Annotated in this window: 17 protein-coding genes; all 17 read left to right on the forward strand. The window is 45.1% G+C overall.

The window, feature by feature from the left end; all coding sequences use genetic code 11:
• The first annotated feature begins 67 nt into the window (after nucleotides 1-67).
• On the forward strand, nucleotides 68-919 hold the full coding sequence (sleB, locus tag EGM68_RS10425; protein ID WP_040101546.1) for a spore cortex-lytic enzyme: 852 nt from the start codon (nucleotides 68-70) through the stop codon (nucleotides 917-919).
• A 160-nt stretch (nucleotides 920-1,079) separates the two neighbouring features.
• Nucleotides 1,080-2,360 (forward strand): EF-P 5-aminopentanol modification-associated protein YfmF, encoded by a 1,281-nt coding sequence (yfmF, locus tag EGM68_RS10430; RefSeq protein ID WP_058710516.1) that lies wholly within the window; start codon nucleotides 1,080-1,082, stop codon nucleotides 2,358-2,360.
• A 2-nt stretch (nucleotides 2,361-2,362) separates the two neighbouring features.
• Entirely contained in the window at nucleotides 2,363-3,643 is a 1,281-nt protein-coding gene (gene yfmH / locus EGM68_RS10435; RefSeq protein WP_129549117.1) for an EF-P 5-aminopentanol modification-associated protein YfmH, read from the forward strand.
• Between the two features lie 20 nt (nucleotides 3,644-3,663).
• Nucleotides 3,664-4,431: an elongation factor P 5-aminopentanone reductase gene (gene ymfI, locus EGM68_RS10440; protein WP_013370744.1), complete on the forward strand. Its 768-nt coding sequence runs from the start codon at nucleotides 3,664-3,666 to the stop codon at nucleotides 4,429-4,431.
• A 102-nt stretch (nucleotides 4,432-4,533) separates the two neighbouring features.
• Complete coding sequence (locus EGM68_RS10445) at nucleotides 4,534-4,788, forward strand: DUF3243 domain-containing protein (protein ID WP_013370745.1); 255 nt, start codon at nucleotides 4,534-4,536, stop codon at nucleotides 4,786-4,788.
• Between the two features lie 228 nt (nucleotides 4,789-5,016).
• A complete protein-coding gene (locus EGM68_RS10450; protein WP_013370747.1) occupies nucleotides 5,017-5,790 on the forward strand; it encodes a DUF3388 domain-containing protein in 774 nt (257 codons plus the stop codon).
• Nucleotides 5,791-5,820: 30 nt separating this feature from the next.
• Nucleotides 5,821-6,915, forward strand: coding sequence for a helix-turn-helix domain-containing protein (locus EGM68_RS10455; protein WP_129549118.1), 1,095 nt, complete (start codon nucleotides 5,821-5,823; stop codon nucleotides 6,913-6,915).
• Nucleotides 6,916-6,999: 84 nt separating this feature from the next.
• Nucleotides 7,000-7,164 carry a hypothetical protein gene (locus EGM68_RS25680; RefSeq protein WP_013370749.1) on the forward strand — a complete coding sequence of 55 codons (165 nt, stop codon included), beginning with the start codon at nucleotides 7,000-7,002 and terminating at the stop codon, nucleotides 7,162-7,164.
• Between the two features lie 145 nt (nucleotides 7,165-7,309).
• Nucleotides 7,310-7,801, forward strand: coding sequence for a YajQ family cyclic di-GMP-binding protein (locus EGM68_RS10460; RefSeq protein ID WP_013370750.1), 492 nt, complete (start codon nucleotides 7,310-7,312; stop codon nucleotides 7,799-7,801).
• A gap of 208 nt (nucleotides 7,802-8,009) precedes the next feature.
• Nucleotides 8,010-8,597 (forward strand): CDP-diacylglycerol--glycerol-3-phosphate 3-phosphatidyltransferase, encoded by a 588-nt coding sequence (gene pgsA / locus EGM68_RS10465; RefSeq protein WP_090735454.1) that lies wholly within the window; start codon nucleotides 8,010-8,012, stop codon nucleotides 8,595-8,597.
• 95 nt (nucleotides 8,598-8,692) lie between these two features.
• Nucleotides 8,693-9,961 carry a competence/damage-inducible protein A gene (locus tag EGM68_RS10470; protein WP_025679772.1) on the forward strand — a complete coding sequence of 423 codons (1,269 nt, stop codon included), beginning with the start codon at nucleotides 8,693-8,695 and terminating at the stop codon, nucleotides 9,959-9,961.
• Between the two features lie 227 nt (nucleotides 9,962-10,188).
• Entirely contained in the window at nucleotides 10,189-11,250 is a 1,062-nt protein-coding gene (gene recA / locus EGM68_RS10475) for a recombinase RecA (RefSeq protein WP_025679773.1), read from the forward strand.
• Nucleotides 11,251-11,461: 211 nt separating this feature from the next.
• Nucleotides 11,462-12,211 (forward strand): regulatory protein RecX, encoded by a 750-nt coding sequence (locus EGM68_RS10480; RefSeq protein WP_058829500.1) that lies wholly within the window; start codon nucleotides 11,462-11,464, stop codon nucleotides 12,209-12,211.
• Nucleotides 12,212-12,572: 361 nt separating this feature from the next.
• Entirely contained in the window at nucleotides 12,573-14,117 is a 1,545-nt protein-coding gene (gene rny, locus EGM68_RS10485; RefSeq protein WP_013309958.1) for a ribonuclease Y, read from the forward strand.
• Nucleotides 14,118-14,193: 76 nt separating this feature from the next.
• Nucleotides 14,194-14,988 carry a TIGR00282 family metallophosphoesterase gene (locus tag EGM68_RS10490; protein ID WP_058710511.1) on the forward strand — a complete coding sequence of 265 codons (795 nt, stop codon included), beginning with the start codon at nucleotides 14,194-14,196 and terminating at the stop codon, nucleotides 14,986-14,988.
• Between the two features lie 129 nt (nucleotides 14,989-15,117).
• Nucleotides 15,118-15,378 (forward strand): stage V sporulation protein S, encoded by a 261-nt coding sequence (locus tag EGM68_RS10495; RefSeq protein ID WP_007430104.1) that lies wholly within the window; start codon nucleotides 15,118-15,120, stop codon nucleotides 15,376-15,378.
• A 117-nt stretch (nucleotides 15,379-15,495) separates the two neighbouring features.
• Nucleotides 15,496-16,563, forward strand: a complete 1,068-nt coding sequence (locus tag EGM68_RS10500) for a dipeptidase (RefSeq protein ID WP_129549119.1) — start codon at nucleotides 15,496-15,498, stop codon at nucleotides 16,561-16,563.
• Nucleotides 16,564-16,673 lie beyond the last annotated feature (110 nt).

Here is a 16,673-nt window from a genome sequence, read left to right on the forward strand (position 1 = left end):
AGCGGAGCTTGTCATAATAAACGTAGCCATCCTGTTAATCCCACAAAAGAAAGGTAGAGCGCAGCATATGAAAAAGACAATGGTCTGGATTTGCACGGGTATTCTCGCAGCCTCGGCTATTACGTACACAGGACTTTTTAAAAACGACTCTGCACAGGAGCGAGCAGAGTCGCTGAGCACGCAGCAGAAAGTAACAGCAGCGCAGCCTGTTCAGCCGACATTCAGTTCAGAAGCGGTTGATTTTGGTTCTTATGGCCAGGATGTTTATGAGCTGCAATCACGATTGAAGTTGCTGGGTTTTTTTGGTGGGAAAGTGGACAGCCATTTTGGCAGTAGTACACTAAAGGCTGTCAAGGGTTTTCAAAAGGAGTTTGGTATCAGACCCGATGGAGTAGTTGGTGCGAAAACCAAATTAAAACTGGTGAATGCTACTCCACACTGGAAGCCAACGGAAACGCCAATGCATCGTAACAATCAAGGATCCGATCAGGGACAGGCAGCGAACAATAACAATAAATCAGATCAAAATGAAGAAACGATGGGATCGGCCAACACCATGGGGCTTTCTGAAAACGATCTTAAGATCATGGCCAATGCGGTCTACGGTGAATCCCGCGGCGAGCCGTTTGAAGGACAAGTTGCCGTGGCGGCTGTCATTTTGAACAGGGTCAAGTCGCCCAGTTTTCCAAACACACCGTCTGGGGTAATCTTTCAGCCGGGGGCTTTCACTGCTGTAGCAGACGGCCAAATCTGGCTCACGCCGAATGAGACTGCACAAAAGGCGGTACGTCAAGCCCTGAATGGCTGGGACCCAAGCGGAGGATGTCTCTATTATTTTAACCCTAGAACAGCCACCTCCAAATGGATTTGGTCCCGTCCGCAGGTGAAAACCATCGGGGAACATATTTTCTGCATGTAAAACGCCGAAGCAGCCGGGAGCTTGTCTCCGGTTGCTTCTTGGCTTTTGCATAGTTAGAATAAAGATTGGTACACTTTACCTCTTTATAGGAAAGAGATGTACAACAGCTAATGCTAATCAAAGGCTAGACGCAAATTGACGTCACAAAGGAGTTTTGGACTTGAACAAAACAGGTTTCGAGCGTGGTACACGCAGACAACTGAGGATTCATGTACTGCCGACCAAGCGCTTTAAGACGTTTGCCATATCACTGTATGTAGGTACTCCGCTACGTGAGGAAACCGTAACTCGTGTGGGACTGGTACCTTTCGTTCTGCGACGGGGTACAGAATCATATCCGCAGACTACACAATTTAGAGAGCAGTTAGAGCAATTGTATGGTGCGGGTTTTGGATTCGATGTATACAAACGTGGAGATTATCAGATCGTTCAATTTCGTATGGATACGATTAATGACAGTTTTGTAAGCAGTCCAGATAGTTTACTGGATCGTTCGTTTGCTTTCCTAGGAGAGGTTCTGACGAAGCCTGCATTGGAAAACGGTGCATTTCAAACAGGATATGTACAGCAGGAACGAGAAAATGTTCGTAAGAAGCTGGAATCTATAGTTAACGATAAAATACGTTATGCTGGGGAGCGCTGTATGGAGGAGATGTGCAAGGATGAGCCTTATCGTCTGCATCCTCTTGGTCAGCGATCTGATCTGGACAGCATAAGTGCACAAAGTTTATACGAGGCTTATGGAGAATGGCTGAATAATGCCAGCATGGATTTATATGTTGTGGGTGATACCACGCTGGAAGAAGTTGAAAAGTTTGTTGATCGCTATTTTCAATTAAATCGCTCGACGGAAACGGAATATGTACTCGAACAGCCCAAATCGGTAGAACGTGATGTGCAAACTATAGTAGAGCGTCTCGATGTGAACCAAGGCAAGCTCAACATGGGACTGCGCACCCCTATTACGTATGGCGATGAACGTTACGCTTCCGCTCTGATGTACAATGGCATTCTGGGCGGGTATCCGCATTCAAAGCTGTTTGTCAATGTGAGGGAGAAGGAGAGTTTGGCGTATTACGCTTCGTCACGGTATGACGGGCATAAAGGCATTGGCACAATACAATCCGGTATCGAAATTCCTAATTATGAGAAGGCGGTTACTATTATCCGCAAGCAACTGGAAGATACGCAAAATGGAGCGATTACCGAGCTAGAAATGACCCAGACGCAGGCGATGATACGCAACTTGCTAAAGGAAATGCAGGACTCCGCTTTTGAAATGATTGCCTATGATTTTAACAGACAGCTTTCCGGCAAAGAGCGGACGGTAGAGGAACTGCTAAGCCAGGTGGAGGCAGTCAAGGTGCAGGATGTTCAGGATGCCGCCCGGACGTTCCGACTGGACACTATTTATTTCTTGAGAGACCAGAAGGGGGAATAGCGTTGGAGCATATATCGTATGAGCATTTGCAGGAAACGCTGTACTATGAAGTAATGGATAATGGCTTGCACGTTTATGTGTTGCCCAAACCGGGCTTTCAGAAGACGTATGCCACATTTGCGACTAAATACGGCTCAGTTGATAATCATTTCCGGGTAGAAGGTCAGCAGCCCGTCAAAGTGCCAGATGGCATAGCCCATTTTTTGGAGCATAAAATGTTTGAAGAGCCTGAAGGCGATATTTTTGCTATCTTTTCCTCTAATGGAGCATCGGCGAACGCATTTACGAGCTTTGATCAAACAGTATATCTGTTTTCGGCAACCGAACGCATTCAAGAAAATTTGACCACGTTAGTCAATTTTGTTCAGCATCCTTACTTTACAGATGAAAATGTGGAGAAGGAAAAAGGCATTATCGGTCAGGAAATCAATATGTATGAAGATAACCCCGACTGGCGGAGTTACTTTGGTTTGATTGAGGCATTGTACAAGGTCCATCCGGTGCATATTGATATAGCAGGTACTATTCAATCCATCAGTACAATTACAAAGGAAACATTGTACAGTTGCTATGAAGCTTTTTACCATCCAAGTAATATGATTCTTTTTGTAGTAGGTGGAGTGGACCCAGCCGAAGTAATTGAATTGGTACGTAATAATCAGGCGAAAAAGGACTATAAGCCGCAGGGAGAGATCGAGCGGATTTTCGATGATGAACCCACTACAGTTGCAGAACCACGGCGTGAAGTAAAGCTGGCCGTTTCTTTGCCAAAGCTGCTTTTGGGATTCAAGGAGACCGAAGTAGGTCTAACGGGGGAAGCATTGCTTCGTCATGATCTCGAAACTAAGCTGATGCTTGATCTCTTGTTTGGTTCCAGTACACAGCTATATCAGAAGCTCTACGATGAGGATCTGATTTCGGACAGTTTTGGCCATGAGTACAATAGTACGCAACAGTATGCATTTTCTGCGATCGGTGGAGATACGAAAGACCCTGATCGGCTGTTGGCTAGGATACGAGAAGAGGTAGAGTCTATTCAGAAGAAGGGATTTGCAGCAGAACATTTTGAACGAGCGCGCAAAAAGAAGATCGGCGGTTATCTACGCACACTCAATTCTCCTGAAAATATTGCACATGAGTTTACAAGACATCGCTTCCGCGGCAGTGATTTTTTTCAATTGCTTCCGGTTTATGAAAGTATCACGCTTGAGGATGTAAACCGACGTCTGAAAGATCATATACAGTGGGATCAAATGGCAATATCGCTGGTGGTGAGTCCGTAATGTCTAGGGAGAGGGAACCGATGACCACCGAGGGCGGAGAATTAAAGGCTATTGGTGATACGACTGTGCTGATTACAGGAGCAAGTGGTGGAATTGGTGCGGCTATTGCCGAGCGTTTTGCAGCAGTAGGGATGAATGTGGTCATTCACTACATGAAGTCCCATGAAAAAGCAAATGAAGTTGCCCGTCGTTGCATGACTTATTCAGGCAAGGTAATGACTGTGTCAGCCGATCTGCGGAGTAAGGAGCAGATTGAACGCATGCGGGAAAAGCTGGATAATCACGGAATGAAGCCAGATATTCTAGTGAATAATGCTGGAATATCTCATTATGGGCTACTTTCAGATGTTTCAGAAGAGGAATGGGACGAAGTGATGGCCGTGAATGTTAAGGGAACTTTTTTATGTACGCAGGTTTTTATGCCGCATATGATTTCCCAACGCTATGGCCGTATTGTGAATGTTTCGTCTGTGTGGGGCATATGTGGAGCTTCGTGCGAGGTATTGTACTCCACTACCAAGGGAGGCATTAACGCTTTCACTAAAGCGCTGGCTCAAGAGGTTGCGCCTTCTGGCGTAACAGTGAATGCTGTGGCTCCAGGGGCAGTAGACACGTCGATGTTGGATCATTTGGATGCAGGCGAAATTAACAGTTTGGAGGAAGATATCCCTGCCGGACGATTGGCGCGGCCTGATGAAATATCGTCCTTGGTTTATTTTCTTGCGCTTCCTGAGTCAGGTTATATTAATGGCCAGGTCATAAGTCCTAACGGAGGATGGGTGACTTAAGGAATACAGCGCATGGAGGAATTCACCAGTATAGTAAGCGTCTGTGAAGAGCATATTACAACTGTTGATTTTAAATCTGAATCATCTAAGGAGGATTTAAGTATGTCAACAGTTGTTCAGAATTTTGATGTTTGGAAAAAGTTCCTTGGTCAGCGTGTAGAGCAAGCGGAGAAGCTGGGAATCAGTCAAGATACCATTGCAGAGCTTGCTTACGAAATCGGTGATTTTCTGGATGAGAAGGTCGATCCAGCCAACCACTCCAACCGCGCACTGAAAGAACTGTGGGGAGTTGCCGATGAGAACGAGCGTCATACCATCGCCCGGCTAATGGTTAAATTAGCCAAGAGCAACGCATAAGCAGGAACCAACATGAAAAGCTCCCTTTTGGGGGGCTTTTCTGTAATGGTTACAGAGCTGTTCTTGTAATTCCATTGTAATTTATATATCATAAACGTGATTGAGGCTTACAACACAATATAGCCTATTAAATTTCAATAATTGGTTTTGTCGAATGATGCTATCTTATGATACAATTATGCTTTGATTTGGCATTGTTGACGGTTTGAATGTAAATGAGGTGCTAACGTGACGGAAGAGACGAAACAGTGGTACATGGAATACAAGATACATAAAAATCGACCCGGACTGCTGGGGGACATTGCTTCCATGCTTGGTATTCTGGGGGTTAATATACTGACGATTAACGGTGTTGAAGGCGAAAGACGGGGGATGCTTCTCGAAACAGACGATGACGAGAAAATACGCATTCTCGGAGATACGTTAAAAAAAGCCAGCAACATTACAGTCACGGCCTTACGTGCTCCGAGACTGGTCGATATATTGGCAGTTAGACATGGCCGTTACATTGATCGGGATTCAGATGATCGTAAAACTTTCCGCTTTACACGCGATGAGCTTGGGTTGCTGGTCGATTTTTTGGGTGAAGTATTAAAGAGGGATGGCAATCAGGTAATTGGTCTTCGCGGGATGCCGCGTGTGGGTAAAACGGAGTCCATTATTGCCAGTAGCGTATGTGCAATGAAGCGATGGACTTTTGTGTCGTCGACGTTATTACGACAGACGGTACGCAGTCAGCTTTCTGAGGAAGAAATGAATCCCAACAATGTGTTTATTATTGACGGCATTGTGAGTACAATTCGATCAAATGAAAGACATTATCACCTGCTTCAGGAAATTATGAGCATGCCAAGTACCAAAGTTATTGAGCATCCTGATGTATTTGTGCGTGAATCGGGATACAGCTTTGACGATTTCAATATCATTATTGAACTTCGCAATAATCCGGCTGAGGAAATTATTTATGATACCTTTACAGCCAGTTATACAGAAGATCTTTAAATAAGTGTAATTACACAAGGAGATGATGACATGTCAGAACTGGGTCAGCAATTAAAGGAGGCCCGGCTGCAAAAAGGATTGAGCCTTGACGATGTTCAGGAAATGACGAAGATACGCAAACGTTATCTGGAAGCCATTGAGACGGGCGATTACAAAGTGCTGCCGGGAAGCTTTTATGTCAGAGCTTTTATTAAAACATACGCCGAAACGGTCGGGTTGAATCCCGATGAGCTTCTGGAAGGGCACCAAAGCAATGTGCCTGAACCTGAACCGGAAGCAGTCATGGAGCCTGTTACACAGAAACGCTCCAGTCGTCCCGCGACGATTGGCAATCTTAAATGGTTGCCTACAGCGTTAATGTGGCTTTTTCTAGTTCTCATTGTTGGGGTTATTTATGCTTATTGGGTGAGTAACAACCATTCCACTCCAAAAACAGCAGAAAACACAACGCCGATTACAACGCCAAGTACACCAAGTACAACACCTAACACAACGTCAAGTACGACACCAAACACGTCTACTCCAAATACAACTACGACACCGAATAATGGTCAGATAACGGCACCAAATGGTGCTGGCGGGCAGACCCCTGATACGGGAAAAACCGGGGAAACCCAGCCAGGTGGTACGGGAACTACAGATGCGACGACTCCAAATACTGGTCAGCAGCCGGATACGACTACGCCAGCGCAGGGAGTAACGGTGGCTCAGGATGGTAAGCAAGGCAAGACGACGATCTTCAAAGTCTCCAGTGCAACGGGGGCCACGGTCAAGGTTGATATTAAGGCAACGGGTGAAAGCTGGCTTGAGGTGTACAAGGGACAAAATTCCCGTGGAGAAAAGCTGAGCTATGGTATGACTAAAAGTGGAGATGCCATGTCTTTTGATATCGGTCCAGAAGGCTTATATATCAAATCAGGACGGTCTTCTGCCACGGATATTTCCGTCGCCGGCCAACAGATAACCGATAATAAATCGACGACTCGCGTGTTGATACAGCAAGGGGAAGCTTCTTCCACTGGAGCGAGTACTGGGGTGACGGGTTCAACGGATACGACGACAAATGGTAGTACGGATACTACACAAAGTGGGACAGATTCTAGTACAACTACTGATGGTGAATAAACGCCTTGTTGCGGTGAAATACTAATGACTGTAATTCTTGGAAAGTCAGTCAGTTCATTTTCCGCAAAGTGAGGTGTATACGTTATGACCGTCAGCTGGATTGTGACTGGGCTCGGGATTATTGTCAGTTTACTGGGCTATTATCTAACACCGAATGCATGGGGCTATGGCATATTAGGCTTTGGTCTTGCTCACATTGTGCTTGGAATTTTGGATATGTTTAGAAATCCAACACGAAGTCACTATTAGAAATGTTAAACTGCAATTGTAAATAAAGGCGTTTTTGTCGGGGAACTGGCAAGAACGCCTTTTTAGTGAACGGATTATTGGATTTTTGTAAATGACTAGCCTATAATTAGATATTGAACTTTGTTGTGGAAAGGAAAGTGAAACGATGGCTTCAGAAAATTCATTTGATATCGTCTCCAAAATGGATATGCAGGAGTTAACAAATGCGGTTCATCAGACGGAGCGTGAAATTGAAACGAGATTTGATTTCAAGGGGAGCAAAAGTAGCCTCAAGCTTGAGAAAGATGCCCTTACGATTGCATCGGAAGATGAATACAAGCTGAATGCGGTGATTGATATTTTGCAATCTAAAATGGTCAAACGAGGTCTATCCCTTAAAAACGTGGAATTTGGAAAATTGGAACCAGCTTCTTTAGGTTCAGTGCGTCAGCGTCTTTCTCTTAAGCAGGGAATTGATCAGGATAACGCCAAAAAAATTAATATCCTTATTCGGGATTCCAAGCTTAAAGTGAAAAGTCAGATTCAAGGTGATCAAATTCGAGTAACTGGAAAAAATAGGGATGATTTACAAGCCATTATTCAATTGCTGCGGAAAGCCGATCTGCCGTTGGAGCTTCAATTTACAAACATGAAATAAGCCGTTTTCTCTCATAGATTTTGTAGGACTAAACGTTGCTTGATGTGCAGCAGGTTATTTTGACATGCGTTTTGCGCCATATTATACTTGTAACGAAAATGCAGACATTGAGGTGTATAACGCTCGTCGAAAGCGATTTACATAGGATTGAATTCAATCCGAAAGCTGCCATTTGTAATCAAGTACGATAATCAGGGGAGAGTGTGTTGTGAATTTACCCAACAGAATTACAATAACGCGGATTTGCCTTATCCCGGTGATGATGCTGGCTTTGCTGGTGGATTTTGATTTTTATCCGCCACCGATTGAGATCGGTGCATTCACGCTGCCGTATAATCAGCTGATTGCGGCTATCATTTTCCTTGTAGCAGCCAGCACAGATGGCCTTGACGGATATTTGGCTCGTAAAAATAATATGGTCACCAATTTGGGCAAGCTGTTGGACCCCCTTGCTGATAAGCTGTTGGTAACTGCTATATTGGTTTCTTTGGTGGAAATGGGAAAAATTGATTCATGGGTTGTCGTTGTGATTGTCAGTCGTGAGTTTGCGGTTACGGGTCTGAGACAGATCGCCTTATTGGATGGCTCTGTGGTTGCTGCAAGCAATTGGGGGAAATTAAAGACGATCATCCAGATCGTTGCTATTGTAGCACTGCTCATAAATAATTTCCCGTTTGTTTTTCTGGGTATTCCGTTTGATTTAATAGCGATATGGGCAGCTGTGTTAATCACCATTTATTCGGGTATTGATTACTTTGTAAAGAATATCCATTTGCTGAGCTCCTCTAAAGTTTAACAGGATAAATCTTATGGAAACAGCAATAGGGACTTAACTTATTGCTGTTTCTTTACATAATTCCCACATTATACGCATCATAGGAGGACGAATTGATGAAAGCTGAAATCATTGCAGTAGGAACAGAGTTATTACTTGGACAAATAGTAAATACAAATGCCCAATATTTGTCACAAGAGCTAGCTACTATCGGAATTGATGTATATTTTCAGACTGTAGTTGGCGATAACATGGATCGCCTTCAGGAAGCGGTACGTCTTGCTCAGAAGCGTGCGGATATTATTTTGTTTTCTGGTGGGCTGGGGCCAACTCAGGACGATTTGACAAAAGATGCGATAGCGGCTGTACTGGGGCGAAAATTGCAGATAGATCGTCTTGCCATGGACAAGCTGGATCAGTTTTTCCGTAACCGCGGGCTAGAAATGACCGAGAATAACCGCCGCCAGGCGCTTTCTATTGAAGGAGCCACTCCGCTTGAAAATGAGACGGGTTTAGCTATAGGGGATGCCATTGCACAGGACGGTAAATTTTATGTGGTTTTGCCCGGACCACCTAAGGAACTTAAACCTATGTTTGCAAATCATGCTAAACCATGGTTGCTTCAGCAGGCATTAAGCGGTGAGGAGATGCCGATTTATTCGAAAATGCTAAAATTCGCAGGGATCGGTGAGTCAGCTCTTGAAACGCGCTTGTTAGATCTGATCGAATCCCAGACGGACCCCACGATTGCTCCTTATGCCAAGGAAGGGGAAGTCACGATCCGTATATCCACCAAGGCGGCCAGTGAGAGTGAAGCTTTAATTAAGCTGACGGCTACGGAAGTACAAATTCAGCAGCGTCTTTCCGAATATATGTATGCAAGTGAGGATGTTACGCTGGAGAAGGTGATTGTAGATTTAATGGCCAAGCGCGGACTCACTGTGAGCGCAGCGGAAAGCTGTACAGGCGGTATGCTGATGGAACACATCACTTCTATACCTGGCAGTGCTGTTATGTTTCAAGGTGGCATCGTGTGTTATTCCAATGAAATGAAGATGAAATTGCTCAATGTGCCTTATGATTATTTGGAAGGGGATCATGCGCCAGGCGCAGTGAGTAAGGAAGTAGCCCTTGTGCTTGCAGAGCAGGCAAGAATGATTATGGACAGCGATTTCGGACTTTCTGTTACTGGTGTAGCTGGGCCCGGATATTCCGAGCGGAAGCCAGTCGGCCTGGTGTATATTGGTATTGCTGAGCGCGACAAGGAAACGGAAGTATATGAGCTGAATTTAAGCGGTAACCGTGAGACCATCCGTTTGCGATCCGTCAAAGCTATCTTGTACAGATTGTGGCGCCGATTGGTAGAGAACGAGAAACTCTCTTAAATTATCGATGAGTTGTTTTAGATAGATATTCATGATATAATATTCTTATTCGGAAGAACCGTTGCAAAGCTTTTTGCCAGCGGTTCTTTTTTCGTTTTAAGAGAAAGGTATAATTATAGAAGAGAGCTGCGGGAAATAAAAAAACGAATGTATGTTCGAAAAAATGCTTGGCAAGCGTGTCAAAACAAGGTATTATTAAAGTACAAACAATGAAGGATGTGAGTTTATTGTCAGATCGTCGTGCTGCGCTGGATATGGCGCTCCGTCAAATAGAAAAGCAATTTGGTAAAGGTTCCATCATGAAGTTGGGTGAGTCTACCCACATGCAAGTGGAAACAATCCCCAGTGGTTCGATTGCTTTGGATATTGCGTTAGGAACGGGCGGCTTTCCAAGAGGCCGGATTATTGAAGTATATGGACCGGAATCATCCGGTAAAACGACAGTAGCTCTTCATGCTATCGCAGAGGTGCAAAAAACAGGCGGACAAGCCGCCTTTATCGATGCCGAGCATGCACTTGATCCGTCGTATGCGAGCAAGCTGGGTGTCAATATTGATGAGTTGTTACTATCGCAACCAGATACAGGTGAGCAGGCATTGGAGATTGCCGAAGCTCTTGTGCGTAGTGGGGCAGTGGACATTATCGTCGTTGACTCTGTAGCGGCACTTGTACCGAAGGCAGAGATTGAAGGCGAAATGGGAGATTCCCATGTCGGTCTTCAAGCGCGCTTGATGTCACAGGCATTGCGTAAGCTGTCTGGAGCCATTAATAAATCGAAAACCATTGCTATCTTTATCAACCAGCTCCGTGAAAAAGTAGGTGTTATGTTCGGTAACCCTGAAACTACACCGGGTGGACGTGCCTTGAAGTTTTACTCTACGGTACGTTTGGATGTTCGTCGTATCGAAAGCTTGAAAATGGGTAACGACATCGTGGGTAACCGTACACGTATTAAAGTCGTGAAGAATAAAGTCGCACCTCCTTTCCGTCAGGCTGAAGTGGATATTATGTACGGTGAGGGCATTTCCAAAGAAGGAAGCTTGATCGATATCGGTACGGAGCACGACATTGTCGACAAGAGCGGAGCATGGTATTCCTACGAAGGCGAGCGCCTTGGTCAGGGACGTGAGAATGCAAAGCAATTTTTGAAGGAAAATCCGAACATTGCTAGTACGATCGAGCAAAAAATCCGGGTGGCCAGTAATTTGATTACAACAATTGCTCCACCGACAGAAGAAGAGTTGGCGCAGGAGGCCAAGGAAGAACAGGAATTGCTGGAGCTTGAATAAAGCTTGCCCGAAACTTCGCTTCTGATCTGTCATGTGAACTGTAGCCTAGGGATTATGGTACAGTCCGTTTAAATAGCATGATTCTGATGCCCTGCACAGTTGTGCAGGGTATTTTTGCATCAAATAAAGTCTGCTTTGTCAGCAGAATCTAACTTTTACGTAGCAGGTGATCGTAGGCTGCTTTCGTGAATTTCAAAGTGAGGGAAACATATTGCAGTTGGACGATAAAGATGAATACACTTCGGAAGAAAATAAACAGCAAGGGATTTCTCTTTTTCCAGATCATGAGGAATTGATGATTACTAGAGTGGAGCAGGGACAGGGACGCAAGCGTGGAAGATACATCATTCATTTTGGTCCATACTCACTGTCTGTATTGGAAGATGTAATGATCAAGTACAACATGTTCAAAGGAACGTCATTCGTCAAAAAAGAACTAGAAGATATCGTTCTGGCAGATGAAAAACAACAGGCTTATGTACATGCGCTGCGCTATTTGGGGCAAAAGCCTCGTACACGTCAGGAAATTGCCCAGCGTTTAGCGCAAAAGGAAGTGGATCAGGCTGTTATTGATGAGATACTGGTACGATTGCAAAGGGAGAAGCTTGTAGATGATGATTTATACGCGCGTCAGTGGGCAAGACAGCGTATAACAAGCCAACGTAAGGGTAAGATGTGGATCAGGCAAGAACTTCGTCAGAAGGGCATCTCTAAAGCTTCTATCGGGGAAGCATTAGGTGAGATCACCGACAATGAGGAGTGGGAGAGTGCATTGTCGGTTGGACGTAAGAAATGGAATCAGGTACGTGGTGATATAATGGATAAAAAAAGGAAAACATTCCCGTTTCTTATGAGACGCGGCTATTCAGGGGATATGACACGCCGCGTGGTCAATCATCTCAGTGCGGCCGAGCAAGACGGAGCATTCGAAGACGAAGAATTACTGCATTGGGAGGAATAAGTTGCAAAACGGTAGCTGAACCTTTGGCTAGATAAGCCGGTTATTATATGGACAGCTGCACGGTAGTCTACTAATGTTTGCATTCCCTTGACAATGCCATTTGTCAAATAATAAAATATATATGAAACGATATTTGTGGAGTGCCCTTTTTCCTTCCAAAAAAGCGGAACCCACGGTAAAGTTCTCATCGCCAAATAACAAGTGATGCCGCTATGCCAGGCGGAATTGTACGTGTGAAAGCATGTGCATATGAAATGAAGCGACCTTGTGTCGTTATCTTAGTTTGACGATCAAAGTAAATGTGACAATTTCAAAAAGTCCCAAGGAATGCCTTGGAGGAACCAACGGGGAGGTGAACAGTATGATGACTGCGATCTGGTTCGTTCTCGTTGCTGTAGCCGCGTTATTCTTTGGGTTCGGGATTGGTTATTTTATTCGCAAATCTATTGCAGAAGCTAAGATCTCCAGTGCGGAAGAGGCTGCCGCGCAAATCGTGGAGAACGCGAAAAAAGAGGCAGAAGCGCTGAAGAAGGAAACGGTATTGGAAGCGAAAGATGAAATTCACCGCATCCGTGCCGAAGCTGAAAAAGAAACTCGTGAACGTCGTAATGAAATTCAACGACAGGAACGAAGATTGCTGCAAAAAGAAGAATCGCTGGATAAAAAATTGGAATCGCTGGAACGCAAAGAAGAGCAAGTGGCCAACAAAGAGAAACGAATCGATGAAACCCAGCAGCAAATTGATTTGATTTACAAGAGCCAGGTAACTGAGTTGGAGCGTATTTCTAATCTTACGATGGAGGATGCAAGAAGTATTATTCTGACCAACGTAGAGCAGGAAGTTCGTCATGAAACAGCTCAGATGATTAAGGAAATTGAACAGCAGGCCAAAGAAGAAGCGGATAAAAAGTCTCGTGAAATCATCACACTGGCCATCCAACGCTGTGCGGCAGATCATGTAGCAGAAACGACGGTTTCTGTTGTGACATTGCCGAATGAAGAAATGAAAGGCCGGATTATCGGACGCGAAGGCCGTAATATCCGTGCACTTGAAACCCTTACAGGAATCGACCTCATTATTGATGATACGCCGGAAGCTGTTATATTGTCCGGATTTGATCCGATTCGTAGAGAGATTGCGCGTACTGCACTCGAGAAGCTCGTAGCGGACGGACGGATACATCCGGCTCGTATTGAAGAGATGGTGGAAAAATCCCGTAAAGAGGTGGACGAACGAATCCGTGAGTATGGTGAACAGGCCACCTTTGAAGTGGGTGTGCATAGCTTGCATCCGGATTTGATCAAGATCTTGGGACGTCTCAAGTTCCGTACGAGTTATGGACAGAACGTATTGAAGCACTCGATGGAAGTTGCATACTTGACAGGTCTGATGGCCGGGGAACTGGGCGAGGACGTTGTACTGGCAAGACGAGCAGGCTTGCTGCATGACATCGGGAAGGCGCTGGATCACGAAGTGGAAGGATCACACGTTGAAATTGGCGTGGAGCTGGCGAAGAAGTACAAGGAACACCCGGTCGTTATCAACAGCATTGCTTCACATCATGGCGACTGCGAAGCGACTTCAGTGATCGCCATGCTGGTTGGAGCGGCAGATGCCCTATCAGCAGCAAGACCAGGAGCACGGCGTGAAACGCTAGAGACGTACATCCGTCGTCTTGAGAAGCTCGAACGCATCTCCGAATCTTTTGAAGGCGTTGAAAAATCATACGCAATTCAAGCTGGACGCGAGGTTCGTGTCATGGTACAGCCAGAGAAAATTGATGATGCGGAAGCATTCCGACTGGCTCGCGATATTACGAAAACGATTGAGAATGAACTGGATTATCCAGGACATATTAAGGTTACCGTTATTCGCGAGACCCGTGCGGTAGAATACGCAAAATAAAAGCATTTCAATGAAAAGTGGCCGCTGCTTGTAGGGCCACTTTTCATTATGTAAGGCAGACTAGGGAGGGTTTTCTATCAACGTATTATTTATTGGAGACATCGTCGGCAGTGTAGGCAGAAAGGCACTGAGGGAGAATCTCCCTTCGCTAAAATCAAAATACAACCCGCATGTTATTATCGTGAACGGAGAAAATGCAGCTTCGGGAAGAGGAATTACTCAAGCCATCGCCAGAGAATTTTTTGATTGGGGCGTTCATGGGATTACGATGGGGAATCATACATGGGACAATAAGGAAATATTTGATTTTATAGATGATGAACCGCGGATCATCCGTCCGGCTAACTTTCCACCAGGTACACCAGGCCGGGGTTATACTGTGGTAAAAGGTGGGGGTAAGGAGCTAGCCATTGTTAACCTGCAAGGTAGAACCTTTTTACCAGCTATTGACTGTCCATTTCGTGCAGCGGATGACATTGTAGACGAGCTGCGCAAAAAACATAAACATATTCTAGTAGATTTTCACGCTGAAGCCACCTCCGAAAAAATTGCTATGGGCTGGCATCTGGATGGACGTGCATCAATTGTGGTTGGGACACATACACACGTACAAAGTAATGACGATACGATTTTGCCACAAGGAACTGCGTATCAGACAGATGCGGGAATGGTAGGTCCTTATGAGGGCGTGCTTGGTATGCAGAAAGAGGCTGTATTACAGAAATTTCAGACCCAGCTTCCGGTACGCTTTCAAGTGGACATGGGCAAATGGCACTTTCATGCCATCAGCGTAGAGCTCAATGATCACGATGGAAAAGCCCGCAAAATTGAGAAAATTAGGCTTAAAGAAGACGAATGGCGGATGGATTAACTTTGTTGTGAGCTGCTTAAGGAAAGAATAAGGAAAACTGTCACCAAAAAGCAGGAATTTTTTGCTGACCCTCGAATAACATCTAATAGTGGAATCAAACCATCATCATTCCCAGGGGAGGTACTTACTATGGATGTATTAAAAGTATCAGCAAAATCCAATCCCAATTCAGTTGCAGGCGCACTCGCAGGAGTACTGCGTGAACGCGGAAATGCAGAATTACAGGCGATTGGAGCGGGTGCACTAAACCAAGCCATTAAAGCGGTAGCCATTGCCCGGGGATTTGTCGCACCAAGCGGAGTGGATTTGATTTGTATTCCTGCTTTTACAGACATTGTTATTGACGGAGAAGATCGGACTGCAATCAAATTGATTGTAGAACCAAGATAATAAATGGAAGTTGCCTGAGCCTGTTTACGTTTTGTAAACGGGCTTTTTTGCTTTGTGGTTTAGTTATTATGTTTTCAAAATAAATTTGTGAGCTTTAATCCAATGGAGGTATGGTGCATGAATGATAAGTTTGAAGCGAATTGGCCAGTTGTTGACCTGCACTGTGATGTGTTATGTAAAATGCAGCTCGATTCGCAGGTGGATTTCAGTCATTCATCGCTTGATGTCACAAAAGAGCGTTTGCTAGAAGGCAACGTAAGATTGCAAACGTTCGCTATTTATATATCACAGGTATTGGGCACGCCAAGATTTGAGCATGTGGTTCGTCAAATTGAACTGTTCAGGCAGCATGTTACCTCTAGCTCAGGCGGGTTAAAACCTCTACTGTGGAGAGAGGACTTGGCAGCACTCAAAAATACGTCCGCTGTACGTCAAGTGGAGCAAGTACAGCATACAGGCGTAGAGAAGCAAGCAGGGAAGATGACGAATGGGTATGAGAGTGGGACGAATCGTACAGAGCCAGCTTGGGCGTTACTCTCACTCGAAGGGGTAGATGCGCTGGAAGGAAATCCGTTTTATGCGGATGTATGCTATGCCATGGGAATACGATTAATCGGTCTGACATGGAATTATGCAAATTGGGCTGCTGACGGTATTATGGAGCTTAGAGAAGGCGGCTTGACCCGCAAGGGACGTGATTTGGTTCATCGCTGTAATAGTATGGGACTGCTGCTAGATGTATCACACTTGTCCGTACAAGGCTTTTGGGAAGTGATGGAGGAGGCGGCCTTACCGCCCATCGCCTCGCATTCGAACGCCTTTGCGAAATGTGCTCACCCCCGTAACTTGCGAGATGAGCAGATTCGGGCACTGATCGCCCGTAACGGACGAATTGGATTGACCTTTGTCACGATGTTTCTGAAAGAGCAGGGTACAGTGCACGCTGAGGACCTGCTACCGCACATTGATCACATTTGTTCATTAGGTGGCGAAAGACATTTGATGTTTGGCTCTGATTTTGATGGTATCGAGGCCCATGTGCGAGGACTGGAGCACGCGGGGAAATATCCGGCTTTTGCAGAACTACTGCTGAAGCATTACTCTGAGGAGCTGGTCAAGGGATGGCTGGGAGAACATGCACTGGACTATTTGCGAACGAATCTACCATCTAAAATGTCTTCTTAAAATAGCTTAATATAGCAGTTGCTTTCGGCTGAGCATTTTCTTGACAAAGCGAGAACGATTACGAAATAATTGGAGCATCCGAGGATTGCATGGGGCTAAAATAACGCTTT

Source organism: Paenibacillus sp. M-152, assembly GCF_003856555.1.
In the GTDB taxonomy this organism is placed as follows: Bacteria; Bacillota; Bacilli; order Paenibacillales; family Paenibacillaceae; genus Paenibacillus; species Paenibacillus polymyxa_C.

Excerpts from the sequence above, each read along its gene's own strand:
- sleB (WP_040101546.1), top strand. The coding sequence starts at position 68 with ATGAAAAAGACAATGGTCTGGATTTGCACGGGTATTCTCGCAGCCTCG.
- EGM68_RS10455 (WP_129549118.1), top strand. The coding sequence starts at position 5,821 with ATGTCAGAACTGGGTCAGCAATTAAAGGAGGCCCGGCTGCAAAAAGGA.
- EGM68_RS10500 (WP_129549119.1), top strand. The coding sequence starts at position 15,496 with ATGAATGATAAGTTTGAAGCGAATTGGCCAGTTGTTGACCTGCACTGT.
- EGM68_RS25680 (WP_013370749.1), top strand. The coding sequence starts at position 7,000 with ATGACCGTCAGCTGGATTGTGACTGGGCTCGGGATTATTGTCAGTTTA.
- EGM68_RS10495 (WP_007430104.1), top strand. The coding sequence starts at position 15,118 with ATGGATGTATTAAAAGTATCAGCAAAATCCAATCCCAATTCAGTTGCA.
- EGM68_RS10445 (WP_013370745.1), top strand. The coding sequence starts at position 4,534 with ATGTCAACAGTTGTTCAGAATTTTGATGTTTGGAAAAAGTTCCTTGGT.
- EGM68_RS10470 (WP_025679772.1), top strand. The coding sequence starts at position 8,693 with ATGAAAGCTGAAATCATTGCAGTAGGAACAGAGTTATTACTTGGACAA.
- EGM68_RS10460 (WP_013370750.1), top strand. The coding sequence starts at position 7,310 with ATGGCTTCAGAAAATTCATTTGATATCGTCTCCAAAATGGATATGCAG.
- rny (WP_013309958.1), top strand. The coding sequence starts at position 12,573 with ATGATGACTGCGATCTGGTTCGTTCTCGTTGCTGTAGCCGCGTTATTC.
- ymfI (WP_013370744.1), top strand. The coding sequence starts at position 3,664 with ATGACCACCGAGGGCGGAGAATTAAAGGCTATTGGTGATACGACTGTG.